This window comes from Micromonospora sp. NPDC049275 (assembly GCF_043197115.1).
Taxonomy (GTDB): Bacteria; Actinomycetota; Actinomycetes; order Mycobacteriales; family Micromonosporaceae; genus Micromonospora.
The window spans coordinates 1-20,954 of the sequence record NZ_JBICSN010000021.1; the positions used below are offsets into that span (position 1 = coordinate 1).

At 71.6% G+C, this 20,954-nt stretch carries 18 protein-coding genes; 12 read left to right on the forward strand and 6 right to left on the reverse strand.

The window, feature by feature from the left end; all coding sequences use genetic code 11:
• The first annotated feature begins 408 nt into the window (after positions 1-408).
• Entirely contained in the window at positions 409-1,191 is a 783-nt protein-coding gene (locus ACGFIE_RS32015) for a uridine kinase (protein WP_393301909.1), read from the forward strand.
• A 5-nt stretch (positions 1,192-1,196) separates the two neighbouring features.
• On the opposite strand, the gene ACGFIE_RS32020 is transcribed toward ACGFIE_RS32015, so the two are convergent.
• Positions 1,197-1,775 (reverse strand): AAA family ATPase, encoded by a 579-nt coding sequence (locus ACGFIE_RS32020; RefSeq protein WP_363684411.1) that lies wholly within the window; start codon positions 1,773-1,775, stop codon positions 1,197-1,199.
• Between the two features lie 70 nt (positions 1,776-1,845).
• Between ACGFIE_RS32020 and ACGFIE_RS32025 the strand changes: the two genes are divergently transcribed.
• Positions 1,846-2,340: a GNAT family N-acetyltransferase gene (locus ACGFIE_RS32025; protein ID WP_393301912.1), complete on the forward strand. Its 495-nt coding sequence runs from the start codon at positions 1,846-1,848 to the stop codon at positions 2,338-2,340.
• 30 nt (positions 2,341-2,370) lie between these two features.
• Here ACGFIE_RS32025 and ACGFIE_RS32030 read toward each other — a convergent pair whose 3' ends face one another.
• A complete protein-coding gene (locus tag ACGFIE_RS32030) occupies positions 2,371-3,519 on the reverse strand; it encodes a helix-turn-helix domain-containing protein (protein ID WP_393301915.1) in 1,149 nt (382 codons plus the stop codon).
• Positions 3,520-3,752: 233 nt separating this feature from the next.
• On the opposite strand from ACGFIE_RS32030, the gene ACGFIE_RS32035 reads away from it, so the two are divergent.
• Positions 3,753-3,980 (forward strand): hypothetical protein, encoded by a 228-nt coding sequence (locus ACGFIE_RS32035; protein ID WP_266246476.1) that lies wholly within the window; start codon positions 3,753-3,755, stop codon positions 3,978-3,980.
• Positions 3,981-4,011: 31 nt separating this feature from the next.
• Here ACGFIE_RS32035 and ACGFIE_RS32040 read toward each other — a convergent pair whose 3' ends face one another.
• Positions 4,012-4,815: a hypothetical protein gene (locus tag ACGFIE_RS32040; RefSeq protein ID WP_393301918.1), complete on the reverse strand. Its 804-nt coding sequence runs from the start codon at positions 4,813-4,815 to the stop codon at positions 4,012-4,014.
• Positions 4,816-4,983: 168 nt separating this feature from the next.
• On the opposite strand from ACGFIE_RS32040, the gene ACGFIE_RS32045 reads away from it, so the two are divergent.
• Positions 4,984-5,925, forward strand: a complete 942-nt coding sequence (locus tag ACGFIE_RS32045) for a threonine/serine dehydratase (RefSeq protein WP_363684407.1) — start codon at positions 4,984-4,986, stop codon at positions 5,923-5,925.
• 51 nt (positions 5,926-5,976) lie between these two features.
• Here the strand turns inward: ACGFIE_RS32045 and ACGFIE_RS32050 are convergent, their stop codons facing one another.
• Positions 5,977-8,397, reverse strand: a complete 2,421-nt coding sequence (locus ACGFIE_RS32050; RefSeq protein WP_393301921.1) for a M28 family peptidase — start codon at positions 8,395-8,397, stop codon at positions 5,977-5,979.
• A 263-nt stretch (positions 8,398-8,660) separates the two neighbouring features.
• Between ACGFIE_RS32050 and ACGFIE_RS32055 the strand changes: the two genes are divergently transcribed.
• The 7 genes from ACGFIE_RS32055 to ACGFIE_RS32085 all read left to right on the forward strand — a co-directional run bounded on the left by ACGFIE_RS32055 (position 8,661) and on the right by ACGFIE_RS32085 (position 17,435).
• Positions 8,661-9,905 carry a PP2C family protein-serine/threonine phosphatase gene (locus ACGFIE_RS32055; protein WP_393301923.1) on the forward strand — a complete coding sequence of 415 codons (1,245 nt, stop codon included), beginning with the start codon at positions 8,661-8,663 and terminating at the stop codon, positions 9,903-9,905.
• Entirely contained in the window at positions 9,902-11,641 is a 1,740-nt protein-coding gene (locus tag ACGFIE_RS32060) for an ATP-binding protein (protein ID WP_393301926.1), read from the forward strand. The genes ACGFIE_RS32055 and ACGFIE_RS32060 overlap by 4 nt, the downstream gene beginning before the upstream one ends.
• A complete protein-coding gene (locus ACGFIE_RS32065) occupies positions 11,638-12,090 on the forward strand; it encodes a response regulator (RefSeq protein WP_358109695.1) in 453 nt (150 codons plus the stop codon). The genes ACGFIE_RS32060 and ACGFIE_RS32065 overlap by 4 nt, the downstream gene beginning before the upstream one ends.
• The gene (locus ACGFIE_RS32070; RefSeq protein ID WP_393301929.1) at positions 12,083-12,892 is read left to right on the forward strand and encodes an inositol monophosphatase family protein; all 810 of its coding nucleotides are present in this window, start codon (positions 12,083-12,085) and stop codon (positions 12,890-12,892) included. Before ACGFIE_RS32065 ends, ACGFIE_RS32070 begins: the two co-directional genes overlap by 8 nt.
• 224 nt (positions 12,893-13,116) lie before the next feature.
• On the forward strand, positions 13,117-14,130 hold the full coding sequence (locus tag ACGFIE_RS32075; protein ID WP_393301932.1) for a coiled-coil domain-containing protein: 1,014 nt from the start codon (positions 13,117-13,119) through the stop codon (positions 14,128-14,130).
• Between the two features lie 36 nt (positions 14,131-14,166).
• Positions 14,167-15,729: a fused MFS/spermidine synthase gene (locus ACGFIE_RS32080; RefSeq protein WP_393301935.1), complete on the forward strand. Its 1,563-nt coding sequence runs from the start codon at positions 14,167-14,169 to the stop codon at positions 15,727-15,729.
• A gap of 71 nt (positions 15,730-15,800) precedes the next feature.
• On the forward strand, positions 15,801-17,435 hold the full coding sequence (locus ACGFIE_RS32085; RefSeq protein ID WP_393301938.1) for a serine/threonine-protein kinase: 1,635 nt from the start codon (positions 15,801-15,803) through the stop codon (positions 17,433-17,435).
• Between the two features lie 38 nt (positions 17,436-17,473).
• Here the strand turns inward: ACGFIE_RS32085 and ACGFIE_RS32090 are convergent, their stop codons facing one another.
• Together ACGFIE_RS32090 and ACGFIE_RS32095 are read right to left on the reverse strand one after the other, a co-directional pair.
• Positions 17,474-18,142, reverse strand: coding sequence for a TrkA family potassium uptake protein (locus ACGFIE_RS32090; RefSeq protein ID WP_363684391.1), 669 nt, complete (start codon positions 18,140-18,142; stop codon positions 17,474-17,476).
• A 17-nt stretch (positions 18,143-18,159) separates the two neighbouring features.
• Positions 18,160-19,494 carry a TrkH family potassium uptake protein gene (locus ACGFIE_RS32095; protein WP_393301941.1) on the reverse strand — a complete coding sequence of 445 codons (1,335 nt, stop codon included), beginning with the start codon at positions 19,492-19,494 and terminating at the stop codon, positions 18,160-18,162.
• Between the two features lie 142 nt (positions 19,495-19,636).
• On the opposite strand from ACGFIE_RS32095, the gene ACGFIE_RS32100 reads away from it, so the two are divergent.
• Entirely contained in the window at positions 19,637-20,749 is a 1,113-nt protein-coding gene (locus ACGFIE_RS32100) for a glycerophosphodiester phosphodiesterase (RefSeq protein ID WP_393301944.1), read from the forward strand.
• Positions 20,750-20,954: the final 205 nt, after the last annotated feature.

Consider the following 20,954-nt stretch of genomic DNA (forward strand, 5'->3'; position numbering starts at 1 on the left):
CCACCAGATACGACAAACTCGCCGTGCGCTACGAAGCCACCCTCACCATCGCCGCCATCAACCAATGGCTTCGTGCCCTACGAAACACGGCCTAGACCAATACCGTTGGAAGTAGCAGCGACACAGCCTCCGACCTGCCCTTGACTCAATCGGATTCCCGAGGTTGGACGCCTGAGTCTCCCCTGGTGGCTCGGACGATCCGCATCGCGGCCTGGGCGGGAGTCAGGTGCGTGGTGTCGACGACCTCGGCCTCGGCATGAAGCCACGTCCGGGCCGCCTCGGCATAGGGCTTGAGGTACTGGAGGCGGAACGGGGAGGGGACGGGGTGTTCCCCCTCGATACGCCCGCGGAGGGTGTCTTCGTCGGCGTGAAGGACGAAGTGCCGTACCGGAATGGCATGAGCCTGCGATGTGCCAGCAGGACCGCGTCGTTGTCGACGAGTGCGCCTGCGACCACGACATGCATGACGGGAGTAGAGCACGGGGGTGGGACAGGCCGCGGCGCGGCATCACCGACAGGTGTTGGGGGTACGAACCGTCGATGCGCCTACATCCCGGTGAAACCGAAGCCGTTGGCTGGCGGGTGGTGACCGTGTTCGACGCCGTCCGGCAGCTCCGCGACGCAGCACCGGACGTCACCGGACGCCCGCGGGTGATCGCGATCGACGGCCGGGGTGGTGCGGGTAAGACGACCCTGGCGGAGAGGCTGCGCAAGGTCGAGGCCAATTCCGCCATCGTGCACACCGACGACGTCGCCTGGAACCATGCCTACTTCGACTGGGGCGCCGTACTCGCCGAGAACATCCTGCAACCCCTGCACCGAGGGGAATCGGTGAACTTCCGTCCCGATGCCTGGATCAGCCACGATCGGGCTGGGTCGATCACCATTCCTGCCGGCACCGACTTCATCTGGATCGAGGGGACCGGCATCATCCGGGACGAACTTGGCCCGTGGTTGGACGCCTCGGTGTACCTGCAGGGCGATCTTGATGAGCAGGAGCGCTTGCTGGTCGCTCGCGACGGCGACTCCCCCGAACAGCAGGAGCACGTGACGAACTGGCTGCGGGAGGAACTGCCCTTCATTCTGCGCGAACGACCGTGGTCCCGAGCCACCCTGATCGTCGCCGGCCCTTCGGCGATTGACCACGACCCGGAAACCGAACTGGTCGTAGCCCCACCGATCAGCCGGTAGCGCGCTTACTTCTCATTGCCTTGAGCCTGCTTCAGTGGGCCGTGCAGCCAGTGATCGGCGGCGACGTGACTGCGGAGGTGGACCACGGGAAGGTCCGGACGCCGGGCCGCCAGGGCCTCGATGCGCGCGGCGGTCTGGGGATGCGTGTTCCACGCCCAGCGGACGATGTGCTCGGGGTCGGTGAGCAGGGTCCAGAGGGGCGGTTCGACGTTGCCGTTCCACAGCCGCTGCCGTCGAAGGCGGCGCACGACGGTCCGCCGGACGACCTGGCGCATGACGGTGATCTTTGGCAGATCGAGCCACACCATCAGGTCGGCGAGGTCCGCGAGGTGGGTGCGGACCGCCTTGTACTGCCATTCGGTCACCCAGGAGGGGCCCGCGCTGAAGAGGCGTACGTCGTCTTCGAAGGAGGGACGCCTGGTCCACGAGGGGCCGTGGAAGAGGCCGTCGATCTCTACGTGCGGCGCCTGCAACAACGCGGCGATGCGGGCGGCGAGGGTCGTCTTTCCGGAGCCCGAGGTCCCGGCGACCAGTACGCGACGGGGACGGCGCGGCAGGGGATCGGCGGCGTCCAGGTGCGGCATGACGATGAGGGTAGTGCGACCGGCTCGACGGCCCCGTATCGCTTTACGCCTCGGTCCTAGGATCGGGAGGATGCGGGAGGCATCTCCGGAGATTCGGCCAGCGCGCTTGTCGGACGTCGCTTCGCTGGTGGAGTTGCGCCTGGCCAACGCCCAGGCACACCTTGCCCTCGACGCCTCCGTCTACCGCGTCCCGCAGCGTGACGCGGTAATGCGCCACTTCGTGGCGATGCTTACCGACCAGGCCGGACAGGACGGCCTCCTCGTCGCCGAGGCCCATGACGGCAAGGTTGTCGGGATGGTCGAGGTGCTGCCGCATCCCGATCCGCCCGAGCATCAGATCCTGCGTCCTGAGCCTTCGGCCCAGGTGCACACGGTTGTGCTGCCGGAAGCCAGAGGGCTTGGCGTGGGATCAGCGTTGCTGGCAGCGGCCGAACGTTGGGCAGGCGGGCGGGGGATCAGGTATCTGTCGGCGGGCATCTACCACCGCAACACCGATGCCGTGCGCTTCTACAGCCGGCACGGCTACACCGACGCGGGTCTCTCCCTCGGCAAGAGCGTGGATTAGCGGCCACGGTGTCGCTGCTTCCGCGTGTGGCTATCGCATCGCGTTCAGCGCGTCCCGGAAGTCGGCGGTGGCCTGCTCGTGGGGGTAGCGACGGTGAAGTTCGACGTCGACTTCGCCGGCGACGAGCAGCAGCGATGGCAGGGACCGGCGAGTAGCGGAGAACGCCTTCACTCCCTGCTCGACGGCCCGATCCAGCTCGCCGGCACGCAGCGCTGTGGCGGCGAGAGTGAGTCTGGCTTCGGCCATCCGCATGGGTGACCGCTCGATGCCGTCCGATCCGGTGCCGAGACGCAGAACCTCGTTGGCGTAGTGCTCGGCGAGCGTGTCGTGTTCGGCGAGGCGGTAGGCGTCCATCGCGTAGAACAGCCATTTGCCGGGATCGACGTCGAAGTGGTTGTCGGGCCGATCCGGCGCACCGAGGTCGTCGAGTAGCCGCCGACCTCGATCGAGCGCCGTCCGCGCGCCCTGGAGGTCGCCGAGGCGTGCCAGTGCCTTTGCTTCCTGGGCGATCAGTTGCACCCCCACCCGCTGCCGACCGGCGGCTTCCTGTCCAGCTCGGGCGGCCGTCAGCGCCGCCTGGTGCCGGGACTGGGTGAGTGCGAACCAGGCCGTCATCTCCCACGCCCAGCCGGTGATGGCAGCGTGACCGGCTTCGTCACCGAGCTGGCGGGCGGCAGTGCGGGTGGCCTCGGCGCTGGCGCGCATGCCGAGGTCGTACTCGACACAGCCGATCAGCAGTGCCAGCCAGCCCGCGCACACCAGCAGTTCGCGGTGCTGCCGTAGCCCGGTGGGTCGCTGAAGCAGCCGGGCGACCTCACGCAGCCAACCCTGCCCCTCGACGCGGAGTTCCCTAGCGTCGCGCCACCCGTACTGGCAGCACAGCTCGGTCACGGTCGCCTGCAACGTCTCGATGGTGGCGGGGGCGGTGTCGCTGGCGTGCATGCGATGCAGCAGTTCGACGGTCTCCGACGGCCGGATGTCGGTGGCGGCGGCGACATCCAAGGCGGCGCAGGCGATCAGCTCCCCGCGAGCGGCGAGGACGTCGTCGATCCGGCGGGCCAGGTCCTCGCCGGGTCGGCGACGGCCGTTCTCAAGCCGGGAGAGGTGCCCCTTGTCGGCGGGCAGCAACTCGGCGAGAGCGGCAAGGCTGAGCCCGCGCGCTTCCCGAGCTGCCCGCATTCGGGTGCCGAATGTCGGCGTGTCTCGCGCCTCCCGCCGGAGTTGCCGGGTTGCCGGTGCGGGTTGGCAACGCGCAACCCGTCGACCGATGTGAGCGTACCGCCGCACGGTGTATCGGACGAGCACGCGCAGTGACCGGCGGGAGACGCGATGGCGGTTCGGTGATGGGTGGAGGACGGGAGACTGCACGCGCCAATCAGGCTGAACGGTCGGTGTCAGCGCTGGATCGCCGGATGAACGGAGAGCACCTGCCACGCCGGCCGCAGTGGCACTGTCAGATGTGTGCGCCGGACACGCCCTGGCCGTGCCATCCCGCGCGGGTGCGCCTGGCCGAGGCGTACGGGCGGGACCGCATCGGCCTTTCCATGTACGTCGGTGGGCTGCTCTTCGTCGTCGTCGCCGAGCTACCCGAGGTGGCGCCGGCTGAGTTGTACGAGCGGTTCGTGGCCTGGACGCGCTGATGGGCAGCGTCCAGGTAGGGGGCTACTCGCGTCATCCGCCGGGCCGGCCGGACGGCAGCGTTGGTGCCACGGTGACGAATCGGGCCGTCGGTTTCAGGGAGGTGCAGAGTTTCCGGGGGAAGGCAGGCGCCGCCTTGCGAATCACGTCGCACCCACCCGACGTGGTCCGGGCGACAGTCGACCATCCGGCCGGCTCGCTACGCAGGAAGTAGCGCCGCACAGCGGTGTTCACCTCGCACCCGGGGCGTGGCTCGACGCCGCACGGTGTCGGGTCGTCGGCCACAGTCATGACCAGCCACTCCCCGTCGCAGGCTTCGACGTGACCCTGCGAGTGGCGGGAGACGTCCATCCCCCGTACGGCCGCGCGCGTCCAGGTCGGGTCGCAGCGGTCCTTCGGTGGGTTGCAGCCCAGGTTCTCGTCGCACCCGGTGTAGGCGCCGCTCTTCAGTGCCCACGTCTTCTGGTTGAGCGACAGCGGGCGGTTGCCGATCGGCTCCGCCGACGTGAGGGTCACCTCGACGGGCGCGAAGGTCGGGCAGGCGCCGAACGTGGCGGACTCGGCCGATTCCTGCACGATGTTGGCGAAGATGACGCCATTCTCCTCCTGGTGATAGCCGACCTGGACGTTGCGGGAGCAGCCGTCGCGACCGGCGAGCGCCTTGACGTGCACAGTGACCGCCCGGTCGCCCGGACCGGGGGTCACGCCGCTCACCTCGGCCTCGTAGGTGCCCCATACGGGGGCCTCGTCTGCGGGCCTCGTCCGGGGATCCGCGCAGGCAGCCACTCCCGGCAGCACGGCAGTGAGCAGGCAGAGAACGGTGGCGAGCCGGCGCATGGATGGCATTCTGCCCGCCCGTGTCACGTTTCGCGGCCCCGGTTTGACCCGTGCCACTATCAGACGGTGCCTCCGGCGACGGATGGCCGGCGCATCTCCATAGGATGCTTCGTCGGGCTCACCGACGACTGTCGACTGGCTCTCTGGTCGTAGTGAAGGGCGTTTCCCATGGTGGACAGAAACGACGTCGAGGCCGCTGCGGCGCTGGTCGAGGGGCGGGTCCGTCAGACGCCTGTCATCACCGTCGACGGCGCCGACCTCGGGGTGCCCGGCCTGCTCAGCCTGAAGTTGGAGCTGCACCAGCACACCGGTTCGTTCAAGACGCGCGGCGCGTTCAACCGGATGCTCCAGGGCGCGCTGCCGTCGGCGGGGGTGATCGCCGCGTCGGGGGGCAACCACGGCCTGGCGGTCGCGTACGCGGCCCGGTCGCTGGGCGTGCCTGCGGAGGTCTTCGTGCCGGTCACCGCCTCGCCGGTGAAGGTGCAGCGCCTGGCCGGGCTGGGCGCGCAGGTGCGGCAGGTGGGCCAGCACTACGCCGAGGCGTTGGCCGCCAGCACCCAGCGGGCAGACGAGACCGGGGCGCTTGTGGTGCACGCGTACGACCAGCCGGAGGTGGTGGCCGGTCAGGGCACCGTGGGTCGGGAGTTGGAGCGCCAGCTCGACGGGATCGACACAGTGCTGGTGGCGGTCGGCGGTGGTGGGTTGGTCTCGGGCATCGCGACCTGGTTCGACGGGTCGGTGCGCGTCGTCGGCGTCGAGCCGGAGCAGATCCCCACCCTGCACGCCGCCCTCAAGGCGGGTCGGCCCGTCGACATCGAGGTGGGCGGCATCGCCACGGACTCGCTGGGTGCCCGCCGCATCGGCGACATCGCCTTCGAGACTGCCCGTCGTACCGGCGTGGTCTCCGTGCTGGTGCGCGACGAGGATCTGGCGCGGGCGCGGAGGCTGCTCTGGTCGGAGCTGCGGGTCGCCGCCGAGTTCGGCGGCGCCGCGGCGCTGGCCGCCCTGGTCGGCGGCGCGTACGTGCCGCAGGCGGGCGAGCGGGTGGCGCTGATCGTCTGCGGTGGCAACACCGACCCGAGCGACCTGGGCCCGGCGGCGCCGCACTGACAGGTGGGTCCGGCGGCTGGTGTGCGCCGCCGGACCCACCGGTTCGTCTTGTCAGAGGGGATAGGTGCGGGCGACCGCCAGCATCTCGGAGCTGTGCGATCCGACCACGCCGACGGCCGGCGGTCGGGGCCGGAAGCCGGGCAGCGCGTCCAACCCGTCACTGGCGTCCATGGCCCGCAGCGCCACAGGCGTGGCGATCGGCCGCAGCGTCAACTTGATCTCGACACCCTCCGGCGGCGGGGCGTGGAAGACCAGTCCGAACCCCCACCTGCCCGCGCGGGGCTCCACCGGCACCTGGCGGCCGGACACCTCGGCGCGCAGCACGGTGGCGGTCGCCGTGTCGACGTGCAGGGTGGCGAGTCGGACCGCCCGCTGCGGGGTGAGCCGAAGCCGCAGTGTGCGCTCACCGCCGGCGCTGGTGTCGGCCAGCACGTCGAGCTTCGGCGCCGGCAGGTTCGCTGCCCGCGCCGGCCCGGACCGCAGCTCACCGTCGCCGAGCCCGGGGAAGTCGTCGCCGACGTCGGCCACCCCGCCGACGTAGCCGCCCGTCCACGGCTGCGGGTCGGTCTCGTGGCTCAGCCAGCGGGCCTGCCCGGTGCCGGCGTCCAGGGCGTACATCAGGTGGGTGGGCGCGGGGTGGGCGGCGTCGAACCGGTCGACGCGCAGCCCGACCCCGGCGAGCACCACCGTCGCCACGGCGGCGGCTGCCGCCGGCAGCACGCCCAGCCGGCGGGCCCGCAGCGCCAGTATGCCCCGCTGGCCGCCGGCCTGCGGGTGCAGCAGGTCGACCACCGGCAGGGCGGCCAGGCCGAGCAGCACCGCGACAAGCGCGGCCACCCCACCCATCGCCATGCCCAGGGCGGGGAAGAGCAGCACCACCGTCGGCAGCAGGATCACCACGCCGACCGCGGCGGCGGCCGTCACCGCCACGACCGGCCACGGCCCGGTCCGCCGGGTCCGCAGCGCGACCAGCCCGCCGAGGGCGCCGGCCAGGGCCGGCACTGTGGTGAGGTACGCCCCGCCGGGCACCGCCACGGCGAGCAGCACCCCGAGCAGGGCCAGCCAGGCCAACCCGCCGACGGCGAGCGCCGCCGGGCCGATCCGGCGGCGGAGCAGCGCGTACCAGGTGAACAGGATGGCGGTGGCGAGCGCCAGCACGGCCAACCGGTACCAGATCGGCCGGTACGGGTCGAGCAGTTCCGCGTACCCGGGACGGATCGCGGTGATCGCCAGCCAGAGCAGTTGCGCGGCGACCGGCGCGACGACTATCGGCACGAGAGCGAGGCCGAATCCGGCGGCCAGCCGTCCGGTGCTGGCCCGGCCGCTGCGGCGGGTCAGCCAGCCCAGTGCCACGACGGCCAGCACCGCGAGCAGGGCCAGCGGCAGCACGAGCCATCCCGGGTAGCGGACCAGCCCACCCGGGACGGGGAAGTAGGTCGCGTCGTATCCGGAGCGGAGGTCGGTGAGGTCGGTGCGGCCGAACTCCCGAGCCATGCCCAGCGCGTTGTCCCCGTGCTGCTGGAGGCTGCCCCGATCCATCGCCGCAGGGGTGTCCAACGGCGTGTGGTAGATCGCGCCGCCGTCGATGTACGCCGAGTTCAGCCCGACGAACTTCTGGTCGAGAAAGGCGGTGAAGTCGGTGTCGTTGGGCAGTGCCCGGTAGATCTCCACCGCGAACGAGGTGCCGACGGGGTGCGGGGCGGCCCGGCCGAAGACGTCCACGAGCTTCGCGTTGTTCTTCGACGTCTCGAACATGATCACCGGACCGGTGGCACCGCGCGCCTCCAGGTTGAGCACCACACCGCCGTCGGCGGCCAGCGGATGGCTCGCGGCGAACGCCGCGGCGCCGCAGAGGCACGCCTCCTCGGCGTCGGTAAGCACGAAGACGATGTCGTTGCGGGGCCGCGGGCCGGTGGTCAACGCGCGGGCCACCTCCAGGATGGCCGACGTGCCGGCCGCGTCGTCGTTGCCGCCCGGCCCGGTCTGCACCGAGTCGTAGTGCGCGACCAGGAACACGCGCCCCGTCGGGTCGGTGCCGGGCAGTCGGGCCACCACGTTGCGTACCCGGGCCAGTGTCGCCCCGCCGGCCGCTCCACTGAGCTGGCCGGCCTCGGGTGCGACGGTGTCCTGCACCTCCGTCTCCAGGCCCAGGCCGCGCAGTTTCTGCTCCAGGTGCGCGCGGACCTGGTCGTTGGCGGGGCTACCGGCGACGTGCGATCGGGCCGCGATCACCTGCACGTCCTCGTACGCCCGGGTGGCGCTGAAATCACCCGGCGGCGCGTCCGCCGGTCGCGGCGTCGGGGTGCGCAGGTCGAGCAGGCTGCCGGCGCCGACGGCCGCCAGCGCGACAAGCGCCGCGGCGGCGGCCAGGAGCCGCCGGCGCGGTCGGGTCAGCGCACGGTCGGCCGGGGGTACGCCCGGACCCGGCCGGAGCGGTACGCCCGCCGTGACGGGGGTGGGGGGTGCGCCCATCCGAACTCCTCGGGGGTGGTGGGGCCTGGGGTGGCACCATCCTGCCCTCCGGCGAAACGGGATGGGATGGCCGGGCGTCCACCGATCTCCCGCCCGTCGGCGGAGGGCTCGGCCGCCCGGTTTGTCCCCTGGCGAGCAGTGACCCGGCCCATGCCCGCCCGTGCCGCGCCCATCGTGTTGTGTGCGACCGTTGTCTAATACAGGATCAGCAGGGCACTCGAAAGGAGCCCGACATCACCAGCGAACTCCCGCGTCTCGCGGCGGTGACCCGGCCGTACCGGGGAAGCGGCCTGGCCGGTTCCCCCGTCGTGCCGTACCCGCACGGTGGCCTGGCGCGGCACGGCAACCTGCCGCCCGGCGAGCGGTTGCGGGTGCTGCTGGTGGAGGACGACGAGGGCGACGCCTTCCTCGTCGGCGAGCTGCTCGCCGAGACGAACTCGATGATCGACCTGGTGGTCGCCACCAGCCTCCGGGAGGCGCGGCAGCGGATCACCGGCGTCGACTGCGTCCTGCTCGACCTGGGTCTGCCCGACGCGCAGGGGCTGGACGGGCTGCGCCTGGTGCTGGAGATGTCGAGCGGGGCGGCGGTGTGCGTGCTGACCGGGCGCTCGGACGAGCACCTGGGTGTCGTGGCCGTCGCCGAGGGCGCACAGGACTACCTGGTCAAGGGCCAGGTCGACGGCGTGCTGCTGACGCGGGCGCTGCGCTACGCGGTCGAGCGCAAGCGCGCCGACGAGAACGCCCGCCGGCTGCGTGAGGTCGAGTTGCGCCAGGCCGAGTCGGCCCGCCTCGAACGCGGCCTGCTGCCGCAACCGCTGATGACCACCGACCAGGTGGCCGTGCACACCTTCTACCGACCGGGTCGGCACGCCGCCCTGATCGGCGGGGACTTCTTCGACGTCGTGCAGACCCGTCCGGACCGTCTCGACCTGATCGTCGGGGACGTCTGCGGGCACGGGGTGGACGAGGCCGCGCTCGGTGTGGAACTGCGGGTGGCCTGGCGGGCGCTTGTGCTCGCCGGGGTGCCGGACGACGAGGTGCTGCCCGCGCTGGAGCAGGTGCTGATGAGTGAGCGCCGACTCCAGGAGATCTTCGCGACGGTGGCCACCACCCGACTCGACCTGGACGCCAACCGGGCCACCGTCCGACTCGCCGGGCATCCGCCACCGCTGCTGCTCTCCGGCGGCCGGGTCGTCCCGGTGCCCGCGCCCGGCGGCCTGCTGCTGGGCGTACGACCTCGCCGGCCGATCGCCTACGACCTGGAGTTCGACACCGATGACTGGTCCCTGCTGATGTACACCGACGGCCTGATCGAGGGGCGGGTGGGCGCCGGCAACGAACGGCTCGACGTGCCGGGCCTGAGCGGGCTGCTCGACGAGCCGGCCAACCGGGAGGTGTCGCTGCCCGATCTGCCGGCCTGGCTGGTCGGTCGGGCCGAGCAGATCAACGGCGGCCCGCTCGCGGACGACGTGGCCATGCTGCTGGTCAGCCGGGGCGGTGGCCGGTGAAGCCGGTGGTCGGCGGCTGGAGTCTGCGCCGCCGGGTCATCACGCTGCTCACGGTCGTGGGCGTGCTGCTGATCGGCCTTGCCGCCGCGGAGGCCGCGATGGCCGCGCGCAACCGCACCCAGATCGACGCCATCCTCAACGAGACCGGCCCGCTGCGGGTGCAGTCGCAGGAACTGCTCAACGCGGTGCTCGACCAGGAGACGGCGGTTCGCGGGTACGCGGTGAGCGGTGACCCGGCCGATCTGGGCCCGTACGAGGCGGGGCTCGACCAGGAGAAGGCCACCGTCTCCGCGATGCGGGCGCTGCTCCACGACTACCCGCAGATCGGGCAGGAACTGCGGATCGTCGAGGAACGCGCCGAGCAGTGGCGGGTGTCGGTCGCCGAGCCGGTGATCACCACGACGGAACAGGACGGCACCCGCGCCGGCCAGGCGTTGGTCACCGAGCAGGCCCGGCAGCGTTTCGACGAGGTGCGGTCGGCAGTCGACGACCTCCAGCAGGAGATCCTGGCAGCCCGGGAACAGTCCGCGGCGAACGTCCGCAACAGCAGCAACCTGCTGGTCCTGCTGCTGATCATCGCGGCCCTGGTGGTGGTCGTGGCCGGCACGGTGCTGCTGCTCTCGCTGGACCGGATGGTGATCCGGCCGCTGACCGGGCTGGCCACCCAGGTCCGCGAGGTCGCCGAGGGCGACTACCAGCACCGCATCGCCACCGTCGGCCCACCGGAGTTCATCCGGCTCGGCGACGACGTGGACGCGATGCGCCAGAAGATCGCCTCCGACCTGGCCGAGGTGCGGGAGGCTCGCGAGCGCATCGAGTGGGTCAACAGCCAGCTCCAGAAGCAGGCCGAGGAGCTGACCCGGTCCAACCGCGACCTGGAGCAGTTCGCGTACGTGGCCTCCCACGACCTGCAGGAGCCGCTGCGCAAGGTGGCCAGCTTCTGCCAGCTGCTCCAGCGCCGCTACGCCGGGCAGCTCGACGAGCGGGCCGACCAGTACATCGCCTTCGCGGTGGACGGCGCGCAGCGGATGCAACGCCTGATCAATGACCTGCTCGCGTTCTCCCGGATCGGCCGCCTCACCACCGGCTTCGTCGACGTCGACCTCAACAAGGTGATGGGCGACGTGGCGGGTCAGACCGAGGCCGCCCGGCAGTACGCCGACGCGGAGCTGACCTGGACCGGCCTGCCGGTGATCCGTGGCGAGGAGCCGCTGCTCACCAACCTGCTGGCCAACCTGGTCAGCAACTCGATCAAGTTCCGTCGTCCGGACGCGCCGCCGAAGGTGCACATCTCGGCCCGGCTGGTCGGCGCGGAGTGGGAGATCACCTGCCAGGACAACGGCATCGGGATCGAGCCGGAGTTCGCCGACAAGATCTTCGTGATTTTCCAGCGTCTGCACTCGAAGGACGCGTACCCGGGCACCGGCATCGGATTGGCGATCGTCAAGAAGATCGTGGAATATCACGGCGGCCGGGTCTGGGTGGACACCGACGTGCCGGAGGGCACGGCGATCAGGTTCACCCTTCCGGCCCGCCCGGAGGACGTGGAGGCGGCGGCCGCCACCACCGCCGACCCGGCCGAGCAGCCGCAGCCGGCCGACGCGGGGGAGCCGACGCCCGCGGACGAGGCGTCGTCCGCGCTGCCGGAGCACTCCGCCGGGCCGGACCAGCCGGACCGGGCCGACGGGGCGTCGGAAAGCGGTAGAACGGGTGACATGAGGGAGACGGTGGGATGACCGCGCCGGCGGACGGCAAGAGCCCGATCGAGGTCCTGCTCGTGGAGGACGATCCGGGTGACGTGTTGATGACCCAGGAGGCGTTCGAGGAGCACAAGCTGCGCAACCGCCTGACCGTCGTCTCCGACGGCGCCGAGGCGCTCGCCTACCTGCGGCGGGAGGGCCAGTACGCCGACGCGGTGGCACCCGACCTGATCCTGCTCGACCTCAACCTGCCCCGCCGGGACGGCCGGGAGGTGCTGGAAGAGATCAAGAACGACCCGGAGCTGCGTCGGATCCCGGTGGTCGTGCTCACCACCTCCCAGGCCGACGAGGACATCCTGCGCAGCTATCAGCTGCACGCCAACGCCTACGTGACCAAGCCGGTGGACTTCGAGCGCTTCATCGCCGTGGTCCGACAGATCGACGAGTTCTTCGTCAGCGTGGTCAAGTTGCCGCCGCGTGGCTGACACCCTGCTCGACGACGTCGGTGACCTGCTCCGGGAGGCCGCCGGCCAGGTCGTGGTGCCGCTGTTCCGCAAGCTCGACGACGCCGACGTGTCGGAGAAGGCGCCCGGTGAGGTGGTCACCGTCGCCGACCGTCGGGCCGAGGAGCTGATCTCCGCCGGGCTGCGCAGGCTGCGGCCGGGCTCGGTGGTGGTGGGCGAGGAGGGCGTCGCCGACGACCCGGGTCTGCTGCGGCACCTGCGCGACGGCGGCGACGTGTGGTTGGTCGACCCGGTCGACGGCACCGCCAACTTCGCCGCCGGCCGCCGGCCGTTCGCCCTGATGGTGGCACTGCTGACCGACGGCCGTCCGACCGCCGGATGGATCCTCGACCCGTTGGCCGAGACGTTGGCCGCCGGTTGGGCCGACGAGGGAGCCCTGCTCAACGGCCAGCCGGTCGACGCCGCCGACGCGGTGCCGTCGCTGGGTGACCTGCGTGGCGTGGCGATGACCCGGTTCCTGCCGCCGGAGGCCCGCGACCGGGTCCGCGACGGCGGTCGGCGGCTCGGCGAGTTGCTGCCCGGCCAGCACTGTGCCGGCCGGGAGTACCTGGACATCCTCACCGGCGAGCAGCAGTTCGCCCTCTTCTGGCGCACCCTGCCGTGGGACCACGCGCCGGGCACCCTGCTGGTCCGCGCCGCGGGCGGTGTCGCCCGCCGGTTCGACGGCGTCGACTACCACCCCGCCGACGAGGGTCGCGGATTGCTCGTGGCGGTCAACGAACAGGTCTGGACCGAGGTGCACGACGCTCTGCTCGGCGTCTGATCCGCGCACCGCGACGACGACGGCGTGGCGTTTTCGCGCAGCGTGCGACGGCGGCGCCACGCTGCGTCGACACCGGGGCCGGTGGGCCGTCACGGGGCTGGTCGCTGGCGCGCGTTCCGGTATCGTGACCGGCGGTCTCCGCCAGCAGGCCGCCGACCGGCGCCGGCGGGGACGCCGCCGCGCAGAGTTCACCGGGGGCCGGCGGTCGACGGAAGGACGCTGTCGTGCCCAGGACCAGGCTCAGCCAGCGGCGCGTTCGCCGCGTACTGCTCCCTCTGCTCACCGCCGTCGCGCTGGTGCTCGCCGGTGGAGTGCCCGCGTACGCGGAGCCCGGTGAGGGTGGCACCAAGAAGTTGCAGGACGCGCTGGAGTTGACCGCCAAGGGCCACATCGAGGCCAAGGCCAAGCTGGACAACTCCAAGCGCCGGCAGACGGCGTTGACCGGGGAGCTGAAGACCGTCGAGGGTCGGCTGGTCGTGCTCAGCGCCCAGGTGGGCGAGGTGGCCGCGCAGTCGTACCGGGTCGGTCGGCTCACCCCGACGGCGATGCTGCTCAACACGGCCACGCCGCAGGCGTTCCTGCAACGCGCCGCCGACCTCGACCTGATGGCCCAGCGGGACAGCAAGCGGCTGCGCGATCTCACCGAGGCCCGGCAGGAGGCCCAGCAGGCCAAGATCGCCATCGACACCGAGGTTCGTGAGCAGCAGAAGCAGCTCGCCGTGATGGCGAAGAAGAAGAAGGAGGCCGAGGCGGCGCTCGCCGAGGTCAGCTCGGGCACCAGCAACGGGTTCAGCGGCGGCAGCTCCGCGTCGGCGAAGCCGGCCCCGCGCAACTCCGACGGGTCCTGGCCCTCGGAGTCCTGCTCCGTGAAGGATCCGACGACGTCCGGCTGCATCACCCCGCGCACTCTCAACGCGCTCAAGCAGACCCAGGCCGCCGGCTACAAGCGGTACGTCTCCTGCAAGCGCAGCGGTGGCGGAGGCGAGCACCCCAAGGGCCGGGCCTGCGACTTCTCGGCCGCCGCGGGCGGCTTCCAGGACAAGAACGCGACAGGTGGCGACAAGGCGTACGGGGACAGCCTGGCCGCCTGGCACGTGCGCAACGCCGACCGGCTGGGTGTGCTCTACGTGATCTGGTATCGGCAGATCTGGCATCCGGGCACCGGGTGGCGGTCGTACAGCGGCAGCGGCAGCCCGGCCGCCAGCCACACGAACCATGTTCATCTCTCGATGTACTGACCCGGGACGCCAGCTTCGCTGCGTACCATCGCGACGATGAGCACCTCACCGTCCGACGTCGCGACCACGACGGTCGCCTCGGACCCGTCGACGCCGGTCACAGGTCGGGCGTTGCCGGGCGGCCTGGCCGCCTTCCTGGTCTTCTTCGCAAGCGGCGCCGTGCTGGTGCTGGAGACTGTCGCGCTGCGCCTGGTCGGCCCGTACGTCGGGGTGACCCTCCAGGTGACCAGCTCGGTCATCGGCATCGCGTTGGCCGCGATCGCGTACGGGGCGTGGTCCGGCGGCTGGCTCGCCGACCGGCGTGACCCGCGCGGTCTGCTGGCGCCCGCGCTGGTGCTGGCCGGGATCGCCACCGCGGTGACCCTGCCCGTGGTGCGCTACGCCGGGGAGGTCCTGCGGGGTGGGGCGGCAAGCGCCATCCTGCTGCTGGTGGCGCTCGCCGTGTTCGTGCCGGCGGCGCTGCTGGCCGCGGTCACCCCGCTTGTGGTGAAGCTCCAACTCGCCGACCTGCGCCGCACCGGCCAGGTGGTCGGCCGGCTGTCCGGCATCGGCACCCTGGGCGGCATCACGGCCACCCTGCTCACCGGCTTCGTGCTGGTCGCCGCCCTACCCAGCACTGTCATCGTGCTGGCGCTGGCGGTGGCACTCGGGCTGGTCGGCCTCGGCCTCGGCTGGTATCTGCGCCGCCAGGCGTCCACCGAGCTGCCTGGTCCGGCCCGCACCCGGGCGGCGCTGGCCGTGCTGGGCCTGGTCGGGGCGGGGCTGTCCACAGTCGCGCCGAACCCGTGCGACATCGAGACCGCGTACCACTGCGCCCGCATCACCACCGATCCGGCCCGGCCCAGCGGCCGGATGCTGCTGCTCAACTCGGCCCAGCACTCGTACGTCGACCTGGCCGACCCGAAACACCTGGAGTACGCGTACACCAAGTGGATCGGCGCGGTCGCCGACGTGGTCGCGCCGGCCGGGCAACGGTTGGACGCGCTGCACCTGGGCGGCGGCGGATTCACCGTGCCGACGTACCTGACCGCCACCCGGCCGGGCACCGACAACGTGGTGTTCGAGATCGACGGTGGGCTCGTCGAGCTGGGCGAGCGGGAGCTGGGCGTACGCCCGGGGCCGGGGTTGCGGGCGGTGGTGGGTGACGCCCGGATGCTTGTCGCCGGTGAGCCGGCGGACAGCCGTGACCTGGTCGTCGGTGACGCGTTCGGTCACCTGGTGGTGCCCTGGCACCTGGCGACCCGGGAGATGGCCGCCGACATCCGGCGGGTGACCCGCCCCGGTGGCGTGTACGTGCAGAACGTCATCGACTACCCGCCGCTGCGGTTCATCCGCGCCGAGCTGGCCACGGTGGCCGCCGAGTTCACCCACGTCGCGTTGATCGCCCCGCCGGAGGCGCTCGCCGAGGAGCGGGGCAGCAACTTCGTCATCGTCGGCTCCGACGCGCCGCTGCCGCTGGCCGCCGTCCGCGCCCGCCTCGACGAGGTCGACAGGAGCGTCAGCCTTCTCTCCGGCGTGGACCTCACGGACTTCGTCGGGGAGGCGCTGGTGCTGACCGACGACTACGCCCCGGTGGACCAACTGCTGGCGACCGCCTGATCGGGTGAAATTCCTGACCGATTCCGATCCTTGAGGTGTAGCCCGGTCGCCTGCGGGCAACAACGGCCACCATGGGCGGTGGGGACCGGAACGGCGCGCAACTGCTCGATGAGCGGTACAGGCTCATCGAGCAGCTCGGCGCGGGCGGCATGTCGGTGGTCTGGCGCGGTTACGACGAGGTGCTGGGCCGCCAGGTCGCGGTGAAGGTGCTGGCCTCGCGGCTGGCCAGCGACCGGGCCTTCCGGCACCGGATCCGCGTCGAGGCGCAGGCCGCCGCGCGGCTCTGCCACCCCAACATCACCAACGTGTACGACTACGGCGAGTCCCACCAGGTCGGCCTGACCGTGCCGTACGTGGTGATGGAGCTCGTCGACGGTGGTTCGCTCGCCGGTCGACTCGGCCGGGAGGTGCGGCTGCCGTGGCGTGAGGCGGTGACGATCGGCGCGGAGGTCAGCTCCGCGCTGGCCACCGCGCACGGTCGCGGGGTCGTGCACCGCGACGTCACCCCGGGCAACGTCATGCTCACCTCGACCGGGGTGAAGGTGGTCGACTTCGGCATCTCCGCGCTGGTCGGGGAGAGCGAGAAGGGGCCGGACGGCGCGCTGCTGGGCACGCCCGCGTACCTCGCGCCGGAACGGCTGGACAACGGGCAGGTCTCGCCGGCCACCGACGTGTACGCCGTGGGGCTGCTGCTCTACCGGATGCTCACCGGTCGGCTGCCGTGGGAGGCGAACACGACCACGCAGATGCTGCGGGCGCACATGTACAGCGAGCCGGACCCGATGCCGGCGGTACCCGGGCTGCCCGAGGAGGTGACCGACCTGGTGCGGCGTTGTCTGGCCAAGCGTCCTGCCGACCGACCGGCCACCGCCGAGCTGGCCCGGACCCTCGCCGAGGCGGCCGGAATGCTGGCGGCGGTGCCGGTCTCGCCGGCGGGCGGTCCGCTGGACCCCGACGCCCTGGCCAACGCCGGCACCACGATCCTGCCCTGGTCGGCCGAGACGGACGCGCTTCCGCTGTCGCGTACCCGGCGCAGCCGCGCCGGACGGGTGAACCGGCGGCGACGGGTGGAGGCCGGAGTGGCAGCCGTCGGGCTGATCGCGGTCACCGGGGCGATGTGGGGGTTCACCTCCCGCAGCCCGGCCAGCGGGGAGGACCGGCCCACGACCGAGGCACGGATGGGCCTGCCCGAGACCGCGCCCTGCGAGGTGGCGTACGCGCTGCGTACCGACTCCGGCAAGGACTTCACGGCCGAGCTGACCCTGACCAACACCAGCGCCCGCGAGCTGCGCGACTGGACGATGCACTTCACGTTCCCCGGCCAGCAGAAGGTGACGAAGGCGCAGCCCGCCCCGGTGCAGCAGCAGGGCGGCACGGTGCAGATCCGGCCCGCGGCACAGCGGACGACCCTGGCGCCGGGCGCGGCCGAGAAGCTCACCCTGGCCGGGACGTACAGCGGGGCGAACCCGCTGCCTGTGGAGTTCCGTCTCGGCGACGCCACCTGCGGAGTACGCGTCTCGGGGGTGGCCGGAACGGCCCCGATCACGGCTCCGCCGACCAAGGCGCCCCCGGCGAAGGCCCCGGCGAAGAAGACGACGAAGGCTGCGCCCAAGGCGCCGACCGCACCGAAGGCACCGGCGAAGGCCGCACCCAAGCCCGAGAAGCCCGGGAAGGGCAAGGGGCAGGGTGGTCCGGGAAAAGGGTGAAGGCCCCCGCGGGGCACGGCGCGCACCGGAAGTGATGGTCAGCGCCGCCCCGCGAACCGCTGCACCTGCTCGATCCCGCCCTCCACGACCAGCACCCCACCCTCCGGTAGTTCGGTGTCGTCCGAGGCGTACCGGAAACGTTCGCCCGGGACCTTCGCGCCTATCACCCGGACCCCGTAGCGCTCGTCCGGGCGCAGGTCGAGCAGCGTACGGCCGACAAGCGACTGCGGCACCCGGACGGTGGCGATAGCGAAGTCGTCGTCGAACTCGATGAAGTCGAGCAGCCGGCTGACGATCAGGTGCGCAACCCGGTCCCCGGTCTCCGCCTCGGGGAAGATCACGTGGTGCGCGCCGACCGACGACAGGATCTTCGCGTGTTTCTGCGAGGTGGCGCGGGCCCAGATCTGCGGCAGACCCAGCTCGACAAGCGCCAGCACGGTGAGCACGCTCGCCTCCACCGACGCCCCGATGGCCACCACCGCCCGGCCGAAGCCGGGAACGCCGAGCTGCCGCAGGGCGTTCTCCTCGGTCGCGTCCGCCTGGACCACCCGGTCGAGCTGGGTCGAGAAGCGCTGCACCTGATCCGGGTCGCGGTCGATGGCCAGCACCTCACGGTCCATCCGGGTGAGAGCACCGGCCAGGTGGCAGCCGAACCGACCCAGCCCGATCACCACGATGCCGCTGCCGTCCGATCGTCTCGCCGACACCTCGACCCTCCTCTTCGTCAGCCGACAATGGGTTGTTCCTGGGGATAGCGGTAGAGCTTGCGCCTGGTGTTCAGGGCGATCGCCGACCCGAGGGTGAGCGGCCCGACCCGGCCGATGAACATCAGCACGGTCAACACCACCTGACCGCTCGCCGGCAGCTCGGCGGCCAGGCCGATGGTCAGCCCGGTGGTGCTGAACGCGGAGGTGACCTCGAACAGGGCGGCGACGAACCGCACGCCCTCGGTGAGCAGCAGCAGGACCATCGTCCCGGCCGTGACCAGCGCGACGCTGAGCAGGGCCACGGTGACGGCCTGTCGCTGGCTGGCGGTGGCCACCCGGCGGTGCCCGACCGTCACGTCGGGTTCGCCGCGCAGCTCCGCCCAGATGGTGAACGCCAGCAGGAAGAACGTGGACACCTTGATGCCACCGGCCGTGCTGGCGCTGCCGCCGCCGATGAACATCAGCACGATCAGCAGGGGGTAGCTCTCCTCCTGCAGGTCCGCGATGTTCAGCACGTTGAAGCCGCCGGTGCGGCTCAAGGCGATCTGGGTGAACGACGCGAGCACCTTGCCCTCGACGTCGTACGAGCCGATGGTGCTGACGTTCGTCCACTCGGCGGCGAGCAGACCGGCGACACCGATCAGTACCAGCGCCGCGCTGCCCCAGATGGTCAGTTTGGTGGCCACCGTCCAGCGCGTGGGCCTGCGCCACTCGCGTACGGCCTCGAACAGGGCGGGAAACCCGAGCCCGCCGACGATGGCACCGAACGCCAGCGGCAGCGACACCCACGGATCGCGGTCGAAGGCCAGCAGACCGTCGGTGTAGAGCGAGAAGCCGCCGTTGTTGAACGCCTGGACGGCGTGGAACACGCCCGACCAGAGGGCTCGACCGGGCGTGTAGTCGTACGCCCACCAGAGCCGGCCGGCGACCACCGCTGTCATCACCGCCTCGCAGGCGAAGACGGTGATCGCGATCCGGCGCAGCAATCGGGCCACGTCGCCGATGCCGAACTCCGCCGTCTCGGCCTGCACCAGCAGCCGGTTACGCAGACCGAGCTGGCGCGAGACGACGAGGATGACGAGCGCCGCGACGGTGAGGATGCCGAGACCGCCGAGCTGGGTGAGCAGGGTGATCACCAACAGGCCCCAGCCGGACCAGTAGTTGGGGGTGTCGGTGACGGCCATGCCGGTGACGGACAGCGCCGAGGTGGCGGTGAACAGGGCCGTGATCAGGGGTGGACGCTGGTGCTGGACTGTCGACCAGCGTGCCAGCAGCAGCCCGGTGCCGAGCAGGATCGGCACCAGGAACCCCAGCGGCACCAGCCGCACGGGGTTGCGGAGTAACCGGCGCACCAGACAATCTTCCTTTTCTGGGTGTCTGCCCGAGTGGGAACGCCCATTCCGGAGATTCACCTGCCGTCCAGCCATCGACCAACTCCCGGTCAATCGCGGGCGGTCTGCTGTCTGCGACATCCCCCAAGGACAGGAGACGGCGTTGCGACGTACCCTCTCGACCCTCGGCGTGGCCGGCGTGCTGCTCGCGGCGGCAGTGGCCGTGCCCACGATGGCCGCCGCCGACCCCTCGACCGGGGCGGCCCGCGCCCGAGGCATCGACCGTCCGATCGTGATCGGTCACCGGGGCGCCAGCGGCTACCGCCCGGAGCACACCCTGGAGGCGTACCGGCTGGCGATCCGGATGGGTGCCGACTACATCGAGCCGGACCTGGTGTCCACCTCCGACGGTGTTCTGGTCGCCCGGCACGAGAACGAGATCTCCGGCACCACAGACGTGTCGACGCACCCGGAGTTCGCCGCCCGCAAGACGACGAAGACCATCGACGGCGCCGCCGTGACCGGCTGGTTCACCGAGGACTTCACTCTGGCCGAGCTGAAGACGCTGCGGGCCAAGGAGCGGCTGCCGCAGGTACGCGTCGCGAACACCGCCTTCGACGGACGTTTCGAGGTGCCCACCCTCCAGGAGGTCATCGACCTGGCCCGGACCGAGGGGCGGACACGGGGCCGCACCATCGGCATCTACCCGGAGACCAAGCACCCGACCTACTTCACGTCGATCGGCCTGCCGTTGGAGGAGCCGCTGCTGAAGGTGCTGCGGCAGAACAAGCTGGACCGTAAGAATTCGCCGGTCTTCATCCAGTCGTTCGAGACGGCCAACCTGCGTCGCCTCAGCCGGCTGACCGACGTGAAGCTCGTCCAGCTGCTCGACGCCACCGGCCGCCCGTACGACTTCACAGCCGCCGGCGACACCCGCAGCTACCAGGACCTCGCCACGGCGGCCGGCCTGAAGTGGATCGCCGGGTACGCCGACGGCATCGGGGCGAACAAGAACCTGATCGTGCCCCGGGACGCCGCCGGCGCCCTGCTCGCCCCGACCAACGTGGTACGCGACGCGCACCGCGATGGGCTGCTGGTGCACTCCTGGACGTTCCGCGCGGAGAACCAGTTCCTCCCCGTGGACTTCCGAATCGGTACCGACCCGAACGCGCGCGGCGACATCACGGCCGAGTACGAGCTCTTCCTCGGTCTGGGTCTGGACGGCGTCTTCAGCGACCACCCGGACACCGCCGTCGCCGCCCGCGCCGGCCTCTGACCCAGTCCGAGCCCCGGCGGGTGTCTCCGCCGAGCTGACCTCGGCCCGGAGCTGATCCGCTCCGAGTCGACCGTCGGGCCGATCACGCCCGGCCCACCCGCTGGCCCGTCGTCCGCCACCCGGACGACGGGCCAGCGACACATCCGGGCTGACGCTCGGGGGCCCTCGCGGGCGCGGCCATCACGCTGCGGACGCTATGGAGCTG